The organism is Hoeflea sp. AS60 (assembly GCF_038900115.1).
GTDB lineage: Bacteria > Pseudomonadota > Alphaproteobacteria > Rhizobiales > Rhizobiaceae > Hoeflea.
Genome location: NZ_JBBMQP010000002.1, coordinates 1,648,686 through 1,667,626, shown reverse-complemented (window position 1 = coordinate 1,667,626; position 18,941 = coordinate 1,648,686). Strand labels below are relative to the sequence as shown.

General features: G+C 58.1%; 19 protein-coding genes. 9 read left to right on the top strand and 10 right to left on the bottom strand.

Features of this window, described 5'->3' with window-relative positions; genetic code table 11:
* Positions 1-25: 25 nt before the first annotated feature.
* Genes ispH through rnhA form a run of 3 tightly spaced genes read left to right on the top strand, consistent with a single transcriptional unit; the run spans position 26 to position 2,456 of the window.
* A complete protein-coding gene (ispH, locus tag WNZ14_RS18390) occupies positions 26-1,024 on the top strand; it encodes a 4-hydroxy-3-methylbut-2-enyl diphosphate reductase (protein ID WP_342870066.1) in 999 nt (332 codons plus the stop codon).
* A 2-nt stretch (positions 1,025-1,026) separates the two neighbouring features.
* The gene (locus WNZ14_RS18385; RefSeq protein WP_342870065.1) at positions 1,027-2,007 is read left to right on the top strand and encodes a homoserine kinase; all 981 of its coding nucleotides are present in this window, start codon (positions 1,027-1,029) and stop codon (positions 2,005-2,007) included.
* On the top strand, positions 2,004-2,456 hold the full coding sequence (rnhA, locus tag WNZ14_RS18380; RefSeq protein WP_342870064.1) for a ribonuclease HI: 453 nt from the start codon (positions 2,004-2,006) through the stop codon (positions 2,454-2,456). Before WNZ14_RS18385 ends, rnhA begins: the two co-directional genes overlap by 4 nt.
* A 34-nt stretch (positions 2,457-2,490) precedes the next feature.
* Here rnhA and WNZ14_RS18375 read toward each other — a convergent pair whose 3' ends face one another.
* On the bottom strand, positions 2,491-2,976 hold the full coding sequence (locus WNZ14_RS18375; protein ID WP_342870063.1) for a peroxiredoxin: 486 nt from the start codon (positions 2,974-2,976) through the stop codon (positions 2,491-2,493).
* Positions 2,977-3,069: 93 nt separating this feature from the next.
* On the bottom strand, positions 3,070-3,945 hold the full coding sequence (locus tag WNZ14_RS18370; protein ID WP_342870062.1) for a protein-disulfide reductase DsbD domain-containing protein: 876 nt from the start codon (positions 3,943-3,945) through the stop codon (positions 3,070-3,072).
* A gap of 152 nt (positions 3,946-4,097) precedes the next feature.
* Here WNZ14_RS18370 and WNZ14_RS18365 point away from each other — a divergent pair, with 152 nt between their 5' ends.
* Positions 4,098-4,727 carry a YqgE/AlgH family protein gene (locus WNZ14_RS18365; protein ID WP_342870061.1) on the top strand — a complete coding sequence of 210 codons (630 nt, stop codon included), beginning with the start codon at positions 4,098-4,100 and terminating at the stop codon, positions 4,725-4,727.
* Between the two features lie 91 nt (positions 4,728-4,818).
* Here WNZ14_RS18365 and WNZ14_RS18360 read toward each other — a convergent pair whose 3' ends face one another.
* From WNZ14_RS18360 to thrC, 4 genes are all read right to left on the bottom strand, one after another.
* A complete protein-coding gene (locus WNZ14_RS18360) occupies positions 4,819-7,671 on the bottom strand; it encodes an EAL domain-containing protein (RefSeq protein ID WP_342870277.1) in 2,853 nt (950 codons plus the stop codon).
* A 74-nt stretch (positions 7,672-7,745) separates the two neighbouring features.
* Positions 7,746-8,369 (bottom strand): GNAT family protein, encoded by a 624-nt coding sequence (locus tag WNZ14_RS18355; RefSeq protein WP_342870060.1) that lies wholly within the window; start codon positions 8,367-8,369, stop codon positions 7,746-7,748.
* Positions 8,370-8,390: 21 nt separating this feature from the next.
* Positions 8,391-9,689 (bottom strand): pitrilysin family protein, encoded by a 1,299-nt coding sequence (locus tag WNZ14_RS18350; protein WP_342870059.1) that lies wholly within the window; start codon positions 9,687-9,689, stop codon positions 8,391-8,393.
* 19 nt (positions 9,690-9,708) lie between these two features.
* Entirely contained in the window at positions 9,709-11,112 is a 1,404-nt protein-coding gene (thrC, locus tag WNZ14_RS18345; protein ID WP_342870058.1) for a threonine synthase, read from the bottom strand.
* Between the two features lie 156 nt (positions 11,113-11,268).
* Between thrC and WNZ14_RS18340 the strand changes: the two genes are divergently transcribed.
* Positions 11,269-11,832 carry a hypothetical protein gene (locus WNZ14_RS18340; protein WP_342870057.1) on the top strand — a complete coding sequence of 188 codons (564 nt, stop codon included), beginning with the start codon at positions 11,269-11,271 and terminating at the stop codon, positions 11,830-11,832.
* 46 nt (positions 11,833-11,878) lie between these two features.
* Here the strand turns inward: WNZ14_RS18340 and WNZ14_RS18335 are convergent, their stop codons facing one another.
* The gene (locus WNZ14_RS18335; RefSeq protein WP_342870056.1) at positions 11,879-12,568 is read right to left on the bottom strand and encodes an HAD family hydrolase; all 690 of its coding nucleotides are present in this window, start codon (positions 12,566-12,568) and stop codon (positions 11,879-11,881) included.
* Between the two features lie 362 nt (positions 12,569-12,930).
* On the opposite strand from WNZ14_RS18335, the gene WNZ14_RS18330 reads away from it, so the two are divergent.
* The 3 genes from WNZ14_RS18330 (at position 12,931) to WNZ14_RS18320 (ending at position 15,755) form a co-directional block, all read left to right on the top strand.
* Positions 12,931-14,064, top strand: a complete 1,134-nt coding sequence (locus WNZ14_RS18330; protein WP_342870055.1) for a site-specific DNA-methyltransferase — start codon at positions 12,931-12,933, stop codon at positions 14,062-14,064.
* A 308-nt stretch (positions 14,065-14,372) separates the two neighbouring features.
* Complete coding sequence (locus WNZ14_RS18325) at positions 14,373-14,555, top strand: CsbD family protein (RefSeq protein WP_342870054.1); 183 nt, start codon at positions 14,373-14,375, stop codon at positions 14,553-14,555.
* A gap of 78 nt (positions 14,556-14,633) precedes the next feature.
* Positions 14,634-15,755 carry an AI-2E family transporter gene (locus WNZ14_RS18320; RefSeq protein ID WP_342870053.1) on the top strand — a complete coding sequence of 374 codons (1,122 nt, stop codon included), beginning with the start codon at positions 14,634-14,636 and terminating at the stop codon, positions 15,753-15,755.
* 59 nt (positions 15,756-15,814) lie between these two features.
* On the opposite strand, the gene WNZ14_RS18315 is transcribed toward WNZ14_RS18320, so the two are convergent.
* The 3 genes from WNZ14_RS18315 to WNZ14_RS18305 form a co-directional block, all read right to left on the bottom strand.
* Positions 15,815-16,414 carry a short chain dehydrogenase gene (locus WNZ14_RS18315; protein WP_342870052.1) on the bottom strand — a complete coding sequence of 200 codons (600 nt, stop codon included), beginning with the start codon at positions 16,412-16,414 and terminating at the stop codon, positions 15,815-15,817.
* Positions 16,411-16,773, bottom strand: coding sequence for a MerR family transcriptional regulator (locus tag WNZ14_RS18310; protein WP_342870051.1), 363 nt, complete (start codon positions 16,771-16,773; stop codon positions 16,411-16,413). The genes WNZ14_RS18315 and WNZ14_RS18310 overlap by 4 nt, the downstream gene beginning before the upstream one ends.
* Before the next feature lie 294 nt (positions 16,774-17,067).
* The gene (locus WNZ14_RS18305) at positions 17,068-17,544 is read right to left on the bottom strand and encodes a ferritin-like domain-containing protein (RefSeq protein ID WP_342870050.1); all 477 of its coding nucleotides are present in this window, start codon (positions 17,542-17,544) and stop codon (positions 17,068-17,070) included.
* A gap of 169 nt (positions 17,545-17,713) precedes the next feature.
* Between WNZ14_RS18305 and WNZ14_RS18300 the strand changes: the two genes are divergently transcribed.
* On the top strand, positions 17,714-18,937 hold the full coding sequence (locus WNZ14_RS18300; protein ID WP_342870049.1) for an FAD-dependent oxidoreductase: 1,224 nt from the start codon (positions 17,714-17,716) through the stop codon (positions 18,935-18,937).
* Positions 18,938-18,941 lie beyond the last annotated feature (4 nt).

The window sequence follows — 18,941 nt, the reverse complement described above, 5'->3', positions numbered from 1 at the left end:
GCTGACTGAAACTCTTGATGAGCCAATGAACCGAACCCCGCTGACAATCAGACTTTGCGGCCCCCGCGGATTTTGCGCCGGGGTTGATCGTGCAATCCAGATCGTGGTGCTGGCGCTGAAGAAATATGGCGCGCCGGTCTATGTCCGCCATGAGATCGTACACAACCGTTTTGTTGTCGAAGGTCTGGAGACGCTCGGCGCGATCTTTGTCGAGGAGCTCGATGAAATACCGGCTGAGCATCATGCCCAGCCTGTCATCTTTTCAGCCCATGGCGTCGCCAAGTCAGTGCCTGCAGATGCGGAAGCGCGCAACCTGTTCTATCTCGATGCCACCTGTCCGCTCGTCTCCAAGGTGCACAAGCAGGCGATGCGGCACGAGCGGCTGGGCCGACATGTCGTGCTGATCGGTCACAAGGGGCACCCAGAGGTCATTGGCACCATGGGGCAATTGCCTGCAGGTGCGGTGACGCTGGTGGAGACCGTGGCTGATGTTGATGCTCTGGAACCTGCTGACCCTGCCATGCTTGGTTTTGTCACCCAGACGACGCTGTCGGTGGATGACACGGCGGATGTGATCGCCCGGCTTCATGCCCGCTTCCCGCAGATCACCGCGCCGGCAGCTGAATCAATCTGCTACGCCACCACCAATCGCCAGGACGCGGTCAAGCAGGCGGCGCCGGGCTGCGATCTGTTCGTGGTTGTTGGTGCACCCAACTCATCCAATTCCAAGCGGCTTGTGGAAGTTGCGCTGAAGGCTGGGGCGAAGAAATCGATCCTTCTCCAGCGCGCTCATGAAATCGACTGGGATGACATCGGCGACATCCGGCTTCTGGGATTGTCCGCCGGCGCCTCTGCGCCTGAAGTTGTAGTGGCCGAAATCATCGACGCCTTCAAGGCCCGGTTCGATGCCAGCATTGAACTGGCGGAGACCGTGAAGGAAACCGAAAACTTCCTGGTCAATCGGGAGCTTCGCGACGTCGATCTGACCAATGCCGACATGGCATTCGTCAACGGAGAGCGCTGAGCATGGCTGTCTATACGGATGTCAACGAGGTCCAGCTCAAGGCGTTCCTCGAAGAATATGATGTCGGCACGCTACTGTCCTACAAGGGGATTGCGGAAGGGGTGGAGAATTCCAACTTCCTGCTTAAAACCAGTGAAGGCACATATATCCTCACGCTCTATGAAAAGCGGGTCAATCGCGATGATTTGCCGTTTTTCATCGGGCTTATGGATCATCTCTCGCTCAAGGGCTTGAGCTGCCCACTGCCGATTGAACGCCGTGATGGGGGCCATCTTGGTGAGCTGGCGGGCAGGCCCGCGGCAATGGTCTCGTTTCTTGACGGTGCCTGGTTGCGCAAGCCGCAAGCGCCGCATTGCCTTGAAGTCGGCCGCGCCTTGGCCGCCATGCACGTGGCCGGCAATGATTTCCCGATCCGGCGCGTAAATGGACTGACGGTGGTCAATTGGCGCCCCCTTTGGGAGGGCTCGCGCGAACGCGCCGATGAAGTGCAGCCCGGATTGAGGGACGAGATTGATCGGGAACTGGCTACCCTTGAGCAGGACTGGCCGAGCAATCTGCCCGAAGGTGTGATCCATGCGGATCTCTTCCCCGACAACGTGTTTTTCATCGAAGACCGCCTGTCGGGGCTGATCGACTTCTATTTCGCCTGTAACGATTTTTTCGCTTACGACGTCGCCATCTGTCTCAATGCCTGGTGCTTTGAACCGGACGGTGCGTTCAACCATACCAAGGGCATGGCGCTGATCGATGGCTACGCTTCCGTCCGCCCGCTCGACACCCGCGAGGCGGAAGCGCTGCCGCTGCTGGCGCGAGGTGCTGCCTTGCGCTTCTTCCTCACACGACTGCACGATTGGCTGACCACGCCCGAAGGCGCCCTGGTGGTCAAGAAGGACCCGCTGGAGTATCTCCGCAAGCTGCGCTTCCATAGCCAGGTTGCCTCGGGTTCGGAATATGGTCTTCGCACCAGGGATTTGACATCTTGAAGCATGTAGACATTTTCACCGACGGTGCCTGTTCCGGCAATCCCGGTCCTGGCGGCTGGGGCGCAATCCTTCGGCACGGCGAGACCCAGAAAGAAATGTCGGGCGGCGAGGCGGAAACGACCAACAACCGCATGGAGCTGCTGGCGGCAATCTCGGCGCTCAATGCCCTGAAGAGCGCCTGTGAAGTGGATCTCCACACAGACAGCAAATATGTCATGGATGGCATTTCAAAGTGGATTTTCGGCTGGAAGAAAAACGGCTGGAAGACTGCCGACAAGAAGCCGGTCAAGAACGCCGAGCTTTGGCAGGCGCTGGATCAGGCAAACCAGCGTCACAAGGTCAAATGGCACTGGGTCAAGGGCCATGCCGGGCATGCGGAGAATGAGCGTGCCGATGAACTGGCACGCGAGGGCATGGCGCCCTTCAAAACCAGAACGGCGCCCCGATAGGGCGCCGTTTGGATATTTGATCTAGGTTTGGAAATCAGAGCTGCTCGAGCAGAGCGGCAGCACCGGAGGTAACTGCTGTTCCGGGCGTTTCCTCGAGATTGAACGATGTCACGGTACCGTCCTCGACGATCATCGAATAGCGCTTTGAACGAATCCCCAGCGTGCCGGCCGAAAGATCGGCTTCCATGCCAATCGCCTTGGTGAAGCTTGCGTCCCAGTCCGAAAGGTAGCGCAGCTTGCCAGTGCCATTGGTGGCCTTTTCCCAGGCCCCCATGACGAAGGCGTCATTGACGGAGACCACAGCGATATCGTCGACACCCTTTGCCAGAATGGCATCGCGGTTTTCGATATAGCCGGGCAGGTGGTTGAGGTGGCAGGTTGGCGTAAATGCGCCTGGCACCGCGAACAGCACGACCTTTTTACCGGCAAAAAGGTCGCTGACCTTTGTTTCAGTCATGCCGTCAGCTGTTTTCTCCTTGAAGGTGGCTTCGGGAAGTTTGTCCCCAATAGAAATCGTCATGTCGGCGCTCCCTTGTGTGCCGTTGATGTCAGCTGCAATCTAGGGATTGCGGCGGAAATATCGAGTCTTGCATTCAAGAAATCCAGCTGCGAATCAGTTCTTCGCAACAAGACTGACAGAAACGCTCTGCTCCACGGCGCGCTGTCCGAGTGTCACGACGATGTCGAGAGGGACTGCGTCGCCCTCTGTGACCATCCCAGAGGGCGTCTCGACGCGAACCGACCACTCGGCCAGACCATCGTTGTCGCTTGTCAGTTTGGGCGGCGCAAAGGCGAAGCCTTCGGGGCCGGCAACAAACAGTTCCGGAGCAACGCCCGAAGGCCGGAATGCGGGCAGTCTTGCAGCAATGGTGAGCTGCTTGCCGGTCGTGTCCACAACAGCCTTTTCGATGTTGAAATCTGTTCCGGCTGCCGCGGGCAAGCGGGCAAATGCAGCGTCTACGGCTTGGCTCACCGAGGGGTCGGCGGCCATGTCAGCCGGAACTTCGATAATAAATTCAGCCTGGAACGGAACACAGATCTTTTCGCAGATGCCGATAAAGGCCTGCGCCCGGATGTGCGCCTCACCCGATGCGGTGAGCTTAAATATCAGCGGAAGCTGCACCGGCGCGGTATATCCAGCCCAGATTGCATAGCCATCATCAACGCGCACAGGTGGGGGAAAGTGCATCACTTCGAACGCGATGCCCTGGCTTTGCGAAAAGTCCAGCATCGGCGGAATTCCGGCGCTGCCGGGATCGCGCCAATAGGTCTTCCAGCCCGGCTCGAGATCAATGTCCAGAAATCCGGCAAGTGTACCGTTGTCCCGCGTCACGGGATCTATCACCAGACGCATGCGTCCGCCCTCTGCTTCGGCCCAGCCACTGTCAAGTGACCATGCAGGCCCCAGACTCAATGCAAGAGCTATCACCTGACCAAAAAGGCCAAGCAGCAATGGGCGTTTCTCGGAAATGAAGCTTCGTTTGAGCATGGGTCATACTAGCTGATCAGGTGCAGCCAGATCCAATCAATACACCCGTGCTGCTTCTCATTTTTCTGTGACCGGTGTCTGGATTCCAGATTCGAGGTGTCTATCTGCCTAATGGGTCTTCCCAAACCCCCGAAACTTGTTAGGCTTGATCCATGTTCGGGATTGAAAAAAAGTTGTCCCGCGGCAACAGGGGATGTCTTGATGGCCATTTTCTGATTGCCATGCCGGGAATGAACGACGAGCGCTTCGAGCGCAGCGTTATTTTTGTCTGTGCCCATTCTGATGATGGCGCCATGGGCTTCATTGTAAACCGGCCGCAACCGCTTCAGTTTCACGAATTGCTCGACAGTCTCGATCTGGGTAGCCAAGGCAAGTCAACCGATCATCACGGCTTGAAGGAAAACACTGGAGACAGCGCCCGGGACTTTCCAATCCAGCTCGGTGGTCCGGTGGATTCCGGCCGTGGTTTCGTCCTTCACTCCGATGACTACATGAGCGGGTCGACGATACCGGTGACCGACGATCTTTGCCTGACGGCCACCGTGGATATCCTGCGTGCCATCAAGGAGGGCCGTGGTCCCGAACGCGGTATCATGCTGCTTGGCTATGCAGGCTGGGCGCCCGGGCAACTGGAAAACGAGATCGCAGCCAACACCTGGCTAAGCTGCCCGGGACGCGACGATCTCGTGTTCGATCAGGACCATTCCGGAAAATATGACCGTGTTCTGGCCCATATGGGCATTCATCCGGCGATGCTGTCCAATCAGGCGGGACACGCCTGAGACACGTCTCAGGCGGCCGATATGCAAGCCGGTTCGCAATGGCCCCTGGGGCAGGGGAGCCCGCCAGTTAAGCGGCAATCAAACTTCAGCGTCAGTTTGGCTTTGCCACCGGAAAGCGCTCCCTTAGGAGCTTTTGAACAGAGTCCGAGCCGATTGGCGGTCCGAACAGGAAGCTCTGTCCGTAATCACAGCCAATCTCCGACAGCTTCATCGCGTCGCTTTCGGAAGCAACGCCCTCGGCAACGACCTGCATGTCCAGATGTTTGGCAAGATCGATGATCGAGCGGATCAGGATGCCGCCCTTGTCGGACTGGTCGACCACCAGGGACTTGTCGATCTTTATGGTCTTGAACGGAAAACGGGTCAGATAAGACAGCGATGAGTGCCCCGTGCCAAAATCGTCGAGGGTGAGCCCGATGCCGGCATCATCCAGCCGCGACAGGGTCATCAGCGCCTGCTGCGGATTGTGCATCACCAGTGATTCGGTGAGCTCGAGGCGGAAATGGGACGGCTTGTTCTGTGTTGCAGAAATAACCTTGATCACATCATTGCACAAATCGCTCTTGAGCAACTGCGCACTCGACAGGTTGACCGACATGAAAACCGGGATATCGCCTATGGCTGTCTGCCAGGTGGCGAGGTCTTCGGCGGCCCGCTTGAGCGAATACATACCGAGTTCAAGGATAAGGTCGGAAGCTTCTGCCACCGGAATGAACTCTGATGGAGGAACGGTCCCGCGCTTTGGGTCTTCCCAGCGTAGAAGCGCTTCAAAACCCGCAATCTCGGCATCCTTTAGTTCGACAATCGGCTGGTAGACCAGCGTCAGTTCGTTTCGCTCCAGTGCGCGCCGCAGATCGCTTTCGAGCCGCTGCCGGTCTGACCCGACTGTCCGGAAAGCCGGACGGAAAGGTTCGATCCGGTTGCCGCCGAAACGCTTGGCCTGATACATCGCCAGCTCCGCGTCCTTCATCAGGTCGTCGGGAACGGCGTTGTTCTCCACCCATGTAACCAGACCGATCGAGGCCGTGAGCCGTATATCCTGCCCGGCAAAATCGATCGGCGCCGAGATCGCCTTGGAGATTGCTTCGGCGAGGGCGGCGACCTTGACCGCCTCTTGCTCAGACACGAGCACCAGTCCGAATTGGTCACCTGAAATCCGTGCCAGCGTGTCTTGCGGCTTGAGCAGTCGTTTCAGCCGCCGAGTCAACGCCAGCAATATGGTGTCGCCGACCGACATGCCGAGCTTGTCATTGACCTGCTTGAAGCGGTCTAGATCGATCATGAACACGCTTGGGCGGGCGTTTGGATTGGTCTCGGCCAGACTGATCACGGTTTGCAGGCGGTCGAGGAACAATTGCCGGTTTGGCAATCCGGTCAGATTGTCGTGCACGGCATTGTGCAACAGCCGGTCTTCGGAGGTCTTCTGCTCGGTGACATCGATGATGGTTCCGACACAGCGGATGACTTCGCTGTTGGATCCAAGCACGGGCCGGGCTCGCAGCGACATCCAGTGGTAATGTCCATCCTCGGCGCGCATCCTGAACTGATGGTTGAGCCGGCCCTTGCGGTGCTCAAGCAGCACATCAAGCGTTGTGCGGAATCTGTCACGGTCGTCTGCATGAATGCGCGGCAGCCAATTGCGGGCAGGGCCCGCAAGCGCACCTGGCGAAAGGCCAAGCTGTGGCGACATGTCGGGCGAGGTGACAACCCGGTCACGGGCAACGTCCCAGTCCCAGACCGTATCGCCGGATCCCGCCAGTGCCATCGCCTGGCGCTCCATGTCCGAGAACAGGCCCTGGTGATAGGCGCCGCCGGCAAAGGCGTGTTGCATGACCGTGAAGCCCATCAGCAGCACGATAAGAACCAGACCGCCACCAAGTGCAGGCTGCACAATGTCATTGGCCAGTTGCCCTGTTACCGTGACCCAAGCGCCGAAGAGCCAACACAATATCAGCGCCCAGGTGGGGATCAGCATCACCGCCCTGTCATACCGGTTGAAGCCGAGATAGGCGATCAGCGCAACACCGGCGACAGCCGTGGCCGCAAAAGACATCCGGGCAATGCCCGACGCAATTGGCGGATCATAGATCGCCACTGCAAAAAGTCCGCCCAGGCCAAGAATCCAGGCGACCGTCACATAGGACAGGTTGGTGTGCCAGCGATTGAGATTGAGATAGGTGAACAGGAACACCACAAGGCCGGTTGCCAGCAGCACCTCGGTTCCTGATCGCCATATTCGCTCATCACCCGGCGTCACGCTGATGAGCTTGGAGAGAAAGCCGAAGTCGACCGAGACATAGGCCAGCACCGCCCAGGCAAGAGCCGCGGTCGCCGGAAGCATCGATGTGCCCTTGACGACAAAAAGGATGGTCAGGAAAACCGCCAGAAGACCTGCAATCCCCAGAACAATGCCGCGATACAGCGTATAGGCGTTGACCGTGTCCTTGTAGGCATCCGGCTCCCACAGGTAGATCTGCGGCAGCTCTGGTGCTGCGAGTTCGGCAACAAAGGTGATGACCGTGCCAGGGTTGAGGGTGATGCGGAAGACATCGTCTTCGCTGTTTTCAACCTGGTCGAGCGCAAAACCTTCGCTCGGCGTAATGCTGAGAATTCGGGTCGAGCCGAGATCGGGCCACAACATGCCTGATCCGACAAGCCTGAAATGCGGCGCCACGATCAGCCGGTCGATCTGCTCATCAGTCACATTGGCGAGGGCAAACACCGCCCAGTCGCCTGAATGCTCCGGCGAACTTGAACGGACTTCAATCCGGCGCACAATCCCGTCTGCACCAGCTGCGGTCGATACCTGGAAAGCTTCGCCGCGGCGCTTGTAGATCTCGGTTGTCGCCGTCAGATCAAGCGCGGTGTCGTCACGGCTGATCTTGACCGGCTCGATAGCCTGCGCCGCCGGCGCAAAGCCCAGTACCATGCACACAAAAAGCATGCCGAATGCTGCCTGAGCGCAAGTGCCTGACAACGCCCCAAAACGCCTGATGGGATTGAAAATGAATTCGTATTTCATTCGCCGGAACCGGGTCCTTTCGCGCGTAGAGACTGCCAATCCTCGGCAATCAGCGCGTAAAGCAGGTGATCACGCCAGGCGCCGTTGATTTTCAGGTAGCCGTTCAAGTATCCCTCGCGCTGAAACCCGACCTTTTCAAGGAGGCGCTGGCTCCTTGCATTGTCCGGAATACAGGCCGCCTCTATCCGGTGCAACTGCATCCTGTCAAAGACATGGGGAATGAGTGCTTTAAGCGCATCGCTCATCAGGCCCTGGCCCGCATACTGCTCTCCCATCCAGTAGCCGAGCGAACAGGATTCCGCCACACCGCGCCGGATTGAACCCACCGTCGCCCCGCCGACAATACGTCCATTCATCTTCAGGCAGACAAACAGTGGCAGCGTCGCGCCTGCTTCGCGATCCAACTCATAACGGCGGATCCTGTAGCGGAAGGCGCTACGGGTCAGGTCATCTTCGGGCCAGCGTGGTTCCCAGGGCTCGAGAAAAGATCGGCTTGCGGCACGCAACCGGCTCCATTCGGCAAAATCGCCGATGACAGGGCTGCGCAGAAAGGTTTTTTGCCCTTCGATCCGCAGCTCTTCCTGGGTCCGGCTGCGGAATCGAAACACCGGAGGCGCCATGGCAGGGACAATCCTTGGGGCTTACTCGGCTGCGGCTGTTCGCCCGCCGTGTTGACCGAGTGTTTGAGCCATATCGGAAACCGACAGCAGGTTGTCCACCGGCCCGATTGCCGACACCGTGATCGGGGTGTCGAAGAACAGTTTCCCGGCAAGATCGGACAACCGTTGCGGTGTCAGATTGGCCAGCCGTTCCATCAGTTCCTCATTGCTCACCGGTCTGCCGAACAGCAGCATCTGGCGGGCGATCTGGCTCGCCCGTGCCGCAGGGCTTTCCTGCGCCATCAACAGGCCGGACCGCACTTGCGCCCGAGACCGGCTGATCTCCTGCTCTTCAACGCCATCGGCAGTCTTCGCGAGTTCAGACAGAATGACAGGAACAAGCTCCGCCAGATCGTCTGCGCCGGTTGCTGCATGCACGCCAAACAGGCCTGAATCCGAAAAGCCCCAGTGAAAGGCGTAAACCGAGTAGCAGAGGCCTCTTTTCTCGCGGACTTCCTGGAACAGCCGCGATGACATGCCGCCACCCAGAATGTTGGCCAGAAGCTGCGAGCAGTAGAAATCCCGGACCTGGTAGGCGCGGCCTTCAAATCCGATCAGCACCTGAGCGTCCATAAGATCGCGCGTTTCGCGATAATCGCCACCGGTGTAGCTCGCGGTTGGAATGGTGCGCAGAAGCGTTCCGGTCGGCTTGATGCTTTGGCCGAAGCTGTCGTCGACAAGCTTGACGAATGTATCGTGATCCACCGCGCCCGCAGCCACCACAACGATACGGTCGCCGGTGTAGTGGCGCGCAAGGTAGGCGCGGATCTGGTCAGGTGTGAAAGCCTTGACCGTTTCCGGCGTTCCCAGGATCGGCCGTCCGATGGTCTGGTCGCGGAACGCCGCTTCGGTGAACTTGTCGTAGACTACATCGTCCGGCGTGTCGTTGGCAGCGCCGATCTCCTGAAGAATGACGTGCTTCTCGCGGGTCAGCTCGGCTTCGTCGAAAACAGAATTTGTCAGAATGTCATGCAGGATATCCACCGCGAGCGGCACATTGTCCTTGAGCACCCGGGCGTAATAGGCGGTGGTTTCCGTCGATGTTGCAGCGTTGACTTCACCGCCGACATTCTCGATTTCTTCGGCGATCTGCCGCGCCGTACGCTTGTGGGTTCCCTTGAAGGCCATGTGCTCGAGCAGATGCGCGATACCATGTTCCTGTGCGTTTTCGTCACGAGAACCTGATTTGACCCACACACCGAGAGCTACGCTCTCAAGATGCGGCATCGTCTCGGTAACAACCGTAACGCCATTACTCAGGCGTGTCGTTTTGACTGTCATACTTGTCACTTTCCCCGGCTCATTGTGAGGCCCGTGTAAGCGACAGGATATGGTTTTCCACCTCGTCCTGCTCGTTGGGCACTACGCTGAACCGTTCCTCCCGTTGCATTAGGTCAGAGAGCCACGACGGGAGCGCGGGGTCAATACCACAGGCTTTTTTTACGGCATCCGGGAATTTCGCCGGATGCGCGGTTGCAAGTGTAATCATCGGCGTGGCGGGCTTTTCCATCCGCGCCGCGACATGTACGCCGACCGCCGTGTGCGGATCCAGCACATAGCCGGTTTCGGCTTGGGTATCGCGAATGATCGCCATTACCTGACGCTCGCTGGCCCGACCGGCGCGGAATTCCTTGCGGATGCTTTTCAGCGCCGTTTCGGCAATATCGAACGCACCGGATTGCTTGAGGCCGGACATTGCCCGGCGCACGGCTTCGGGGTTCCGGTCATTGGCGTCAAACAGCAGCCGTTCGAAATTCGATGAAATCTGGATATCCATCGAAGGAGATGTGGTTGGGCTGACGCCGCGCATCTCATATCGCCCGGTTCTGAGCGTCCTTGCCAGAATATCATTCTCATTGGTGGCGATTACAAGCCTGGCGATCGGCAAGCCCATGCGCTTGGCGCAGTATCCGGCAAAAATATCGCCGAAATTGCCGGTCGGAACCGTAAACGAGACCTTCCGGTCCGGGCTTCCGAGCGAAACGGCGGCGGTAAAGTAATAGACGATCTGGGCCATGATACGTGCCCAGTTGATCGAGTTCACGCCGGACAAACGCACCTGGTCACGGAACGAGCCGTGATTGAACATGGCTTTGACCATGTCCTGGCAATCGTCAAAATTCCCCTTCAAAGCCATCGCGTGAACGTTTGTGGCCTTCGACGTGGTCATCTGACGCTGTTGTACCGGCGACACCCGGCCTTCCGGAAACAGGATGAAAATGTCGGTCCGGTCGCGCCCGGCGAAGGCATCGATTGCAGCACCACCGGTATCACCCGAGGTGGCGCCAACGATCGTCGCCCGCTCGCCGCGCTTGGCCAGAACATGGTCCATAAGGCGGGCGATGAGCTGCATCGCTACATCCTTGAAGGCAAGTGTGGGTCCGTGAAACAGCTCGAGCACAAATGAATTAGCTCCGCTTTGCACCAGTGGCGCAATGGCGGGGTGGCGGAAAGTCGCATAGGCTTCATCGATCATGGCGCGCAGTGCGTCCGGTTCGATTTCACCTGTGGTGAAGGGCTCGATGACGCGGAAAGCAATTTCCTGATAGCTTTGCCCGCGCATGGCCCGGATGTCCTTGCGGGTGAATGTCGGCCACTCGCGCGGAACATAGAGACCACCGTCCCGGGCAAGGCCTGCCAGAAGCGCATCGCTGAACGCTAGTGCGGGCGCTTCGCCCCGTGTCGAAATATAGTCCACAGACATGTTCTCCGGTGGTGGACGCGGATCGCGCAAGATGAGATAACGCCGGTCGATTTTCCGCCGCGCGGCTGATATAGACCATGGGCGGTCGTCATGCAAAGGCCACACACCTGTTAGAGGCATTGTCTTTCGCATTGGGTGAATGAAGGTAGGTTTATCGTGTCACAAAGTTTGTTGCGTTTCGCCCCGGTCCTGATCAGCGCAGCCCTGATCGCCGGATGTACGTCTGCCGACCCTCGTTCGGTGCTAAGTCCTGGCGGCGGCGATAAGCAGCCGACGATTGATGCGGCAAGCAACTCCGCGGTGGTTCAGGGCGCATGCCCTGCGGTATCGCTGCGTGAGGGAACCGCATACTACACCACCTATTCCAAGGGCGGTGATGGCGATCCGGCCAAGGTGATCCACCAGGCATCGATCAGCGACACCACGCGGCAGTGCCGTATCAGTGGTGATCAGTTGACTGTCACTGTTGTTGTCTCCGGCCGCGTCGTCGGAGGCCCCCAGGCCAAAACGGGCGATGTTAATCTGCCGCTGCGTGTGGTCGTGCTCGATGGCGAAACCGTTCTCTATTCCGAGCTGCAGAAATATGCCGTCGCCATTGCCGAAGGCGGGCCGGCGGAACAGTTCATCTACACCAATGCCAATGTGACATTCCCGGTCAGCGCATCCCGCACGGCAAAGATCTATGCTGGATTTGATCCAGGGCCGTACAACACGAAATAGTCAGGTCATTCCGCGGCTTTTCGGTATTTGAAGCTCGTCGCGAGGTTCAGAGCAGGTCAGACCATGCGGCGAGAGCCTCAACCGTGGCCGGAAGATCGGTCATGCGGCGAATGACTGTTTCCGCTCCGGCTTCAGTCAGCTTGTCTGCATGGCCGGGATAGCTGTGTGATCCGCCGGTAAAACCGACCACGCGCATGCCTGCTGCCGTTGCCGCATGAATGCCGTGCACCGAATCCTCGATCACCAGCACTTTGGCAGGCTTCACGTCAAACTGCTTGGCGCCGTGCAGGAACACATCAGGCTCAGGCTTGGTGCGGCCTTCGCCGACTTCCTTGGCTGAATAGACGTGCTCGCCGAACAATCTGTCGAGGCCGGTGCGGGCGAGCATGGCCTTGAGCCTGTGCGCCGAAGAATTGGAGCAGATGCAGCGCGGGCCGGGGATACGAGCGATGGCTTCCGCGACGCCGTCGATGGCCCGCACTTCCGTTCCAAGCTTCTTGTCCAGAAGCGCCTCCGAAGCGTCGAGCAGCGTGGCGGAAAACGGAATGCTGGCTTCGCGCTCGACCTCGAACAGGATGTCCTTCCACGTCAGTCCGGCAAAGCGCTCGGCGAGTTCTTCAGCGGTGATCGGATAGCCGGCATCGCTCAGAAGCTTGGATTCCACCTGCGCCGCGATGATTTCGCTGTCGACCAGCACGCCGTCGCAATCAAAGATGATGAGGTCGAAACCAGCCATGGAAATATTCCTGTCTTGGGGCAAGCGGGGAAGATCGGAGATGCGACCGGACCTATACCAAGCCTTTGTGACAGACAAGTGCTGGAAAATTCAACGCTGCGGACTGAACGGATTATGTCTGCGGAAACCTAATGCCGCTTGACCACGCAATCGCGGTTATCAGACTGAAATTGTTGGCACAGCGGCGGCAGATCAAATGCATCCGTCGCTGTGCAAACGGAGAAGTCGATCGGTGTTCAAAGCTGCTGGCTTTGTGTCTTTATCGAGGCTTGAATACAACAACCCCATCACCATTCACCAGATGTTTACCCTGTTCGGTAACCATGATGCTCAGTTGTTGCGTTTTGTAATGTGAGTATCAAATGGCCCATTCTGTTTCGCTTTCCGGAATTTCTGCCGTCAATGCCACGCGTCAGTCCTGGCTCGACACCATCATCAAGGGTGATTGCGTTGCAGCACTCGAAGCGCTTCCCGCAAATTCCGTCGATGTGATCTTCGCCGATCCGCCCTACAATCTGCAGCTTGGTGGCGATCTGGCACGTCCTGATCAATCGATGGTCGATGCGGTCAACGACCATTGGGACCAGTTCGAGAGCTTCGCGGCCTACGACGCCTTTACCCGTGCATGGCTGCTGGCCTGCCGCCGGGTGCTCAAGCCAAACGGCACCATCTGGGTGATCGGCTCGTACCACAACATTTTCCGCGTCGGCACCCAGCTTCAGGATATCGGCTTCTGGCTGCTCAACGACGTCGTCTGGCGCAAGACCAACCCGATGCCGAATTTTCGTGGCCGCAGGTTCCAGAATGCGCACGAAACCATGATCTGGGCATCGCGCGACCAGAACGCCAAGAGCTACACCTTCAACTACGAAGCCATGAAGGCCGCCAATGACGATGTGCAGATGCGCTCGGACTGGCTGTTTCCGATCTGCACCGGCGCCGAGCGCCTCAAAGGCGAAGACGGCAAGAAGGTTCATCCGACCCAGAAGCCCGAAGCGCTGCTGGCCCGCGTGCTGATGGCGTCTTCCAAGCCCGGCGATGTGGTCCTCGATCCATTCTTCGGCTCCGGCACCACAGGTGCTGTTGCCCGCAGGCTGGGTCGCCATTTTGTCGGCATCGAGCGCGAGCAGGATTATATCGATGCAGCGCGCGCTCGGATCGACGCTGTCGAACCGCTCGGCAAGAACGAACTCACCGTCCTGACCGGCAAGCGCGCCGAGCCGCGGGTGGCTTTCAACGTGCTGATCGAGGCAGGCCACGTCAAACCAGGTGATGTGCTCTTTGACGCCAAGCGCAAGCATCAGGCGATCGTTCGTGCCGATGGCACTCTGGTCGCCAATGGCCAGGCCGGTTCAATCCACAAGGTTGGAGCTGTGGTGCAGGGCTTTGATGCCTGCAACGGCTGGACTTTCTGGCATGTCGAGACGCCCGACGGCCTCAAGCTGATAGATGATTTCCGCGCCGCAATCCGACAGGAGATGGCGCGCGCCGGCTAAGTCCGGAAAACAGATCCGGCGGGCGTCAAGTACCTTCAGTCACCGCCGGCCATGCAGCACCCGGGATGTTTCGCACATCCCGGGTGCTCTCCGTTTCAGGCGATCTTGGCCAAGATGGAGCCTGCCTTACTTAATGGGGCAAACCTCGATCAAGGCCACGATCTGATCAAAAATTTGGCTTGAAGACCCTAAGGCTAAATCCATCAATTTTGAATTGAACCAAATCCCGTTTCGCACGTTGTTACAAGCAAGCAAGATCTTGCGTAACCAGCGCCGCATAATCAGCGGAATCGAACGGAGATTTCGGTATGGGAAAGTTGATCGACAAGACCAAGGCAGCAGGCAACAAGGTTGCTGGAGAGACCAAAGACGGGCTTGGCAAGGCCACCGGTAACAAGAGCCTTCAGGCCGAAGGCAAGGCGCAAAAGGCCAAGGGTGCGGCGCAGGACGTGTCCGGCGACATCAAGGGCGCTTTGGGCAACAAGGTTTGACGTTCAAAACTGATATTAATCAACTGGCCACGCCCTCGCTAGGACGTGGCCTTTTTAACTGTATGGGTGGGATTTACAATGGATGCGCAGACGCCTCTCACCAATCCGGATATCACAACGATTAAACGGGTCCTGATCGGCATCTTCATTGTCATCGTGGCCCAGGTATTGTTTGTCGCCCAAGACGTCGTCATGCCGATGGTTCTTGGTCTTCTGATTGCTTTGACCTTGAGGCCCATTGTTCGCTTCGCCGAAAAGCGTGGCATTCCCGCTGGAATTTCGGCCTTCTTGATTATCTTGGTTCTGGCTGGTGGCCTTGGGTTCGGCGCCTACTCGCTTTCCGGTCCGGTTTCGAACCTGATTGCGTCAGCGCCTGAAACCGGCATCCAGATAAGGGAAAAATTTGCCGAATACCGGGACGAGATCAAGGCGGTCAAGGACGCATCCGATCAGGTTCAGACATTGGCGCAGGGTACCGACACCGCCGAAGTCCAGAAGGTGGTTGTCCAGCAACCGGCCTTGCTCAGTGCTGCTGCATCCAAGACATTTGTCGGGCTTACCACTTTTGTCGTTGCCCTGATCTTGGCAATGTTCCTGCTCTCGACGGGCACTCTGTTCTATGAAAAAATCGTCGGCATCCTTCCCTTGATGAGTGAGAAGAAACGCGCGTTGCGTGTGATTTATGACGTTGAACGGCAGGTGTCCCGGTATCTGTTCACAATCAGCCTCATCAATGCGGCCCTGGGCGCAGCAATTGGGTTGTGTTTATGGCTTTATGGCATGCCAAACCCCTTCATGTGGGGCTGTATAGCCGCTGTATTGAACTTTCTCCCCTTTATCGGAGCATGGGTCGGCGCCTTGGCAATTGCCGCAACAGCCCTGGTGGTCTACCCGACGCTTGGATCAGCACTGATTGCCCCGGCCATCTATCTGGGTCTGACAACACTTGAAGGCAATTTCCTGACGCCGATGATCGTTGGCCGAAGGCTCGAACTCAACATCGTAGCCGTCTTCTTGACTGTCACCGTGTGGGGTTGGCTTTGGGGCCTGCTGGGCGCGCTGATGGCTGTGCCCATATTGGTCGTCGTCAAGGTGCTGTGCGACAACTTTGAATCGATGCACGATCTCGGTCAGTTCCTATCGGGACGACCGGTAGTCGAAGAAGACGAGGAAGATCCGGTTGAGGCAAGCGCGAGCTGAGAAGGGAAGGCCACAGCCGGAAGTGGGCACGTGTGAATTTCGTGCTGTGCCTGGTCTGGCTAGGCGACGATGACCACTTGCCCGGTCAGGGCGCCTTCAACACATTTCGAGTAAGCAAGCCCGACATCGTGGGATGACACCGACTTGTGACCACGAAACCATTCGCCATATCTCTCGGCAGAAACATCCAGCATACCCGGACTGACCACGTTTATCCTGAGACCACGCGGCATCTCGATTGCAGCGCTCTTCACGAAACCAGCCAAGGCTCCGTTCGCTGTCGCAGCGTTGACTCCCTTTCGGATGGGGTCACGATCCAGCACACCGCTAGTCAGCGTGAACGATCCGCCATCCGCGACCCTGTCCAGTCCGGCGAGCACCAGATTGACCTGCCCCATGACTTTCTGGCGCAGCCCGACCATGAACGTATCCTCATCGAGGTCGGCCAGCGATGCGAAGGTCGCATCGCCCGCACAGGACACCACAGCATCGACGTGCCCAACTTGCTGGTAGAGCGCCTTCACAGCGACTAGATCTGCCATATCCACCTGATAGGCTCCGCCAGAGCGTCCGACAGTGATGATGTCATGGCGTGCGCCAAGTTCTTTGCACGCGGCCTTGCCGATATCGCCTGATGCGCCGACCACCATGATTCTCATTTTCGATTCTCCAATACTTCGTCATATGTCTGAAGCTTCCTATCAAGGATGACGCGACAGCGGTCCAGCTCCGCCTGCCTGCCATCGAGGTTTTCTCGATGGGCCAGCAAGGCAGCTTTGCGTTGCGGAACGGTTTCATGTCCCGATGCATAGAGATTTGCAAAGGCGCGCATGTCGGACAGGGACATGCCCGTGGCGCGCAACGATGCCAGCAGCGAAAACCACTCTGCTTCGGTCGCCGAGAACCGGCGCTGGCCATCTGTACCGCGCCTAACTTCCGGGCAAAGGCCAGATTTCTCATAATATCGTATTGTAGAGATGCTGAGCCCTGAACGCTCGGCGACTTCCGAAATCTTCATCCTGCTACGACCTTTCAATCCAGCTCCATACCGGCCTGAAGCTAGTTTAGGTCAAGGGGATAGTCGTCCTTCGTTGCCGAAAGAGCTTTTCAACAGGCTGATCAGGAATTGGGTCGACTGAGCAGCGTGTGCTGCCATCGCCACCCAACGGCTGCTCCCGTGATTGCAGACCAGCTGATTTGAAACGACGATGTCGTTCAAAACGAAACATCAGGGCCGTGTGAACACAGCCCTGATGCTCTCGTGTGATATCCCGCGCCAATGCATTAATTGACAGGGGCGACTTCAGAGACCTCAGGCGGCCTCGTTGACTTCCGAGACGGCCAGATTGGTCAGTTTCGAATTGGCAGCCTTTTCCTGGTCGAGGATGCCTGTCAGCAGGTCGTGGGCTTCGGAGTAGCCGAGAACCTTGGCCCATTCGCGCAGCGTTCCGTAGCGGGCGATCTCATAGTGCTCGACTGCCTGACAGGCGCCGATCAGCATGGCGTTGAGTGCTTCGCCTTCTGCTTCCTCGATCAGACCGTCGGTTTCCTTGATCAGACCTTCGATGGCATCGCATTTCTCGCCTTCAGGCTTTTTGCCGATCGACTTGAAGACCTTGTCGAGCATCTTGATCTGCTCCTTGGTTTCCGTGAGATGGCTCTCGACGGCGTCCTTGAGCTTCTTGCTGGTGGCGGCTTTCGCGACCTTGGGTAGAGCCTTGGTCAAGGCGTTCTCTGCGTAATAGATGTCCTTGAGGGTGTGTTCGAATGCTTCTGCGAGAGTTTTCATAGCCTGGTCTCCATTGGTTGGTGGCTGCTCTCAACGCGCAATCTGAACGACCGTTCCAGCCAAGCGAGCAAAAAAACACGTTCACCGGGCAGATGTAAAAATAGCAACTTTACGGCGGAACCAAACCGCGTTTGGCGGGTTGAAAGCAGCTGTCACACAGGAGTTGCCGATGGACGCCGTAACCCGAAAAACAGACCTTCGCGACGCATCTCCCTTGTGGGCGTCTACTCCCTTGATCAGCGTTATCACATCAAAATCCTGTGCTTTGGCCAGCTATGATGTGATCATCGTGGGCGGTGGAATCTCTGGCGCTCTTACGGCAGAAGCCTTGGCCGACGGCAAACGCTCCATCCTGGTCATTGACCGCCGCAAACCGGTGACAGGATCGACCATGGCGAGCACCGCCATGATCCAGCATGAAATCGACACACCCCTGGGCGACCTTTCCCGCATGATCGGCGAAGAAGCAGCCGCACGCGCCTGGCGCCGATCTGCAGCATCGGTCAAGGCGCTCGGCAAGAGAGTGAGGGCGCTGGGGATTTCCTGCGGATACCAGCCCAAGCAGACCCTGTATCTCGCCGGGGAGGGTGGCGGACCGAGAAAACTCAGTGCCGAGTTCCGCGCGCGGCAGGCGGCCGGGCTCGAGGTAACCTATCTGAACGGGGCGTCTGTTGAAGAGGCATACAGCATACATCGCAAGGCAGGGCTGCTCAGCGATACATCGGCTTCCTGCAATCCTGCGCAACTGGCGGCTGGGCTCCTGCGCGAGGCGCGTCAGCGCAATGTCGAGATCGTGGAAGGCGTTGAGGTCACCGACGTGGCCGAAATCGGCGACAGGGTGGCGCTCTCCACCTCATCGGGCACACTCCTCGAAGCGGGTCATGTGATTTTCTGCACCGGCTACGAATTTCTCAAAAGCGTCGCCAATAAAAGCCATTCCATTGCGTCTACCTGGGCGATAGCGACGCCCCCGTCGACAGAGCTTCCGGAATGGCTCACCGATACGCTGGTCTGGGAAGCCGCAGATCCTTATCTCTATTTCCGAAAGACCCGCGATGGTCGCCTTCTTGCCGGGGGCGAGGATGAAAACGATCCGGAGGCCTATCACTCAGAAGCGAAGATGAAGTCCAAGCCCAAACGCATCATCAAAAAGCTCTCGGATCTCATGGGCATCAAACTGCCTGAGCCGGAATTCGTCTGGTCGGCAGGCTTCGGCGTGACACCGACCGGTCTGCCCTACATAGACCGTGTTCCAGGGATGAACAGGGCTTTTGCCGTCATGGGCTTTGGCGGCAACGGCATCACCTTCAGCCAGATAGCCTCGGAAATCATCAGAGCCGAGGTGGAAGGCAAGCCGGACCCGGACAGCGACCTGTTCAAGTTTCCGTCCTGAGCGC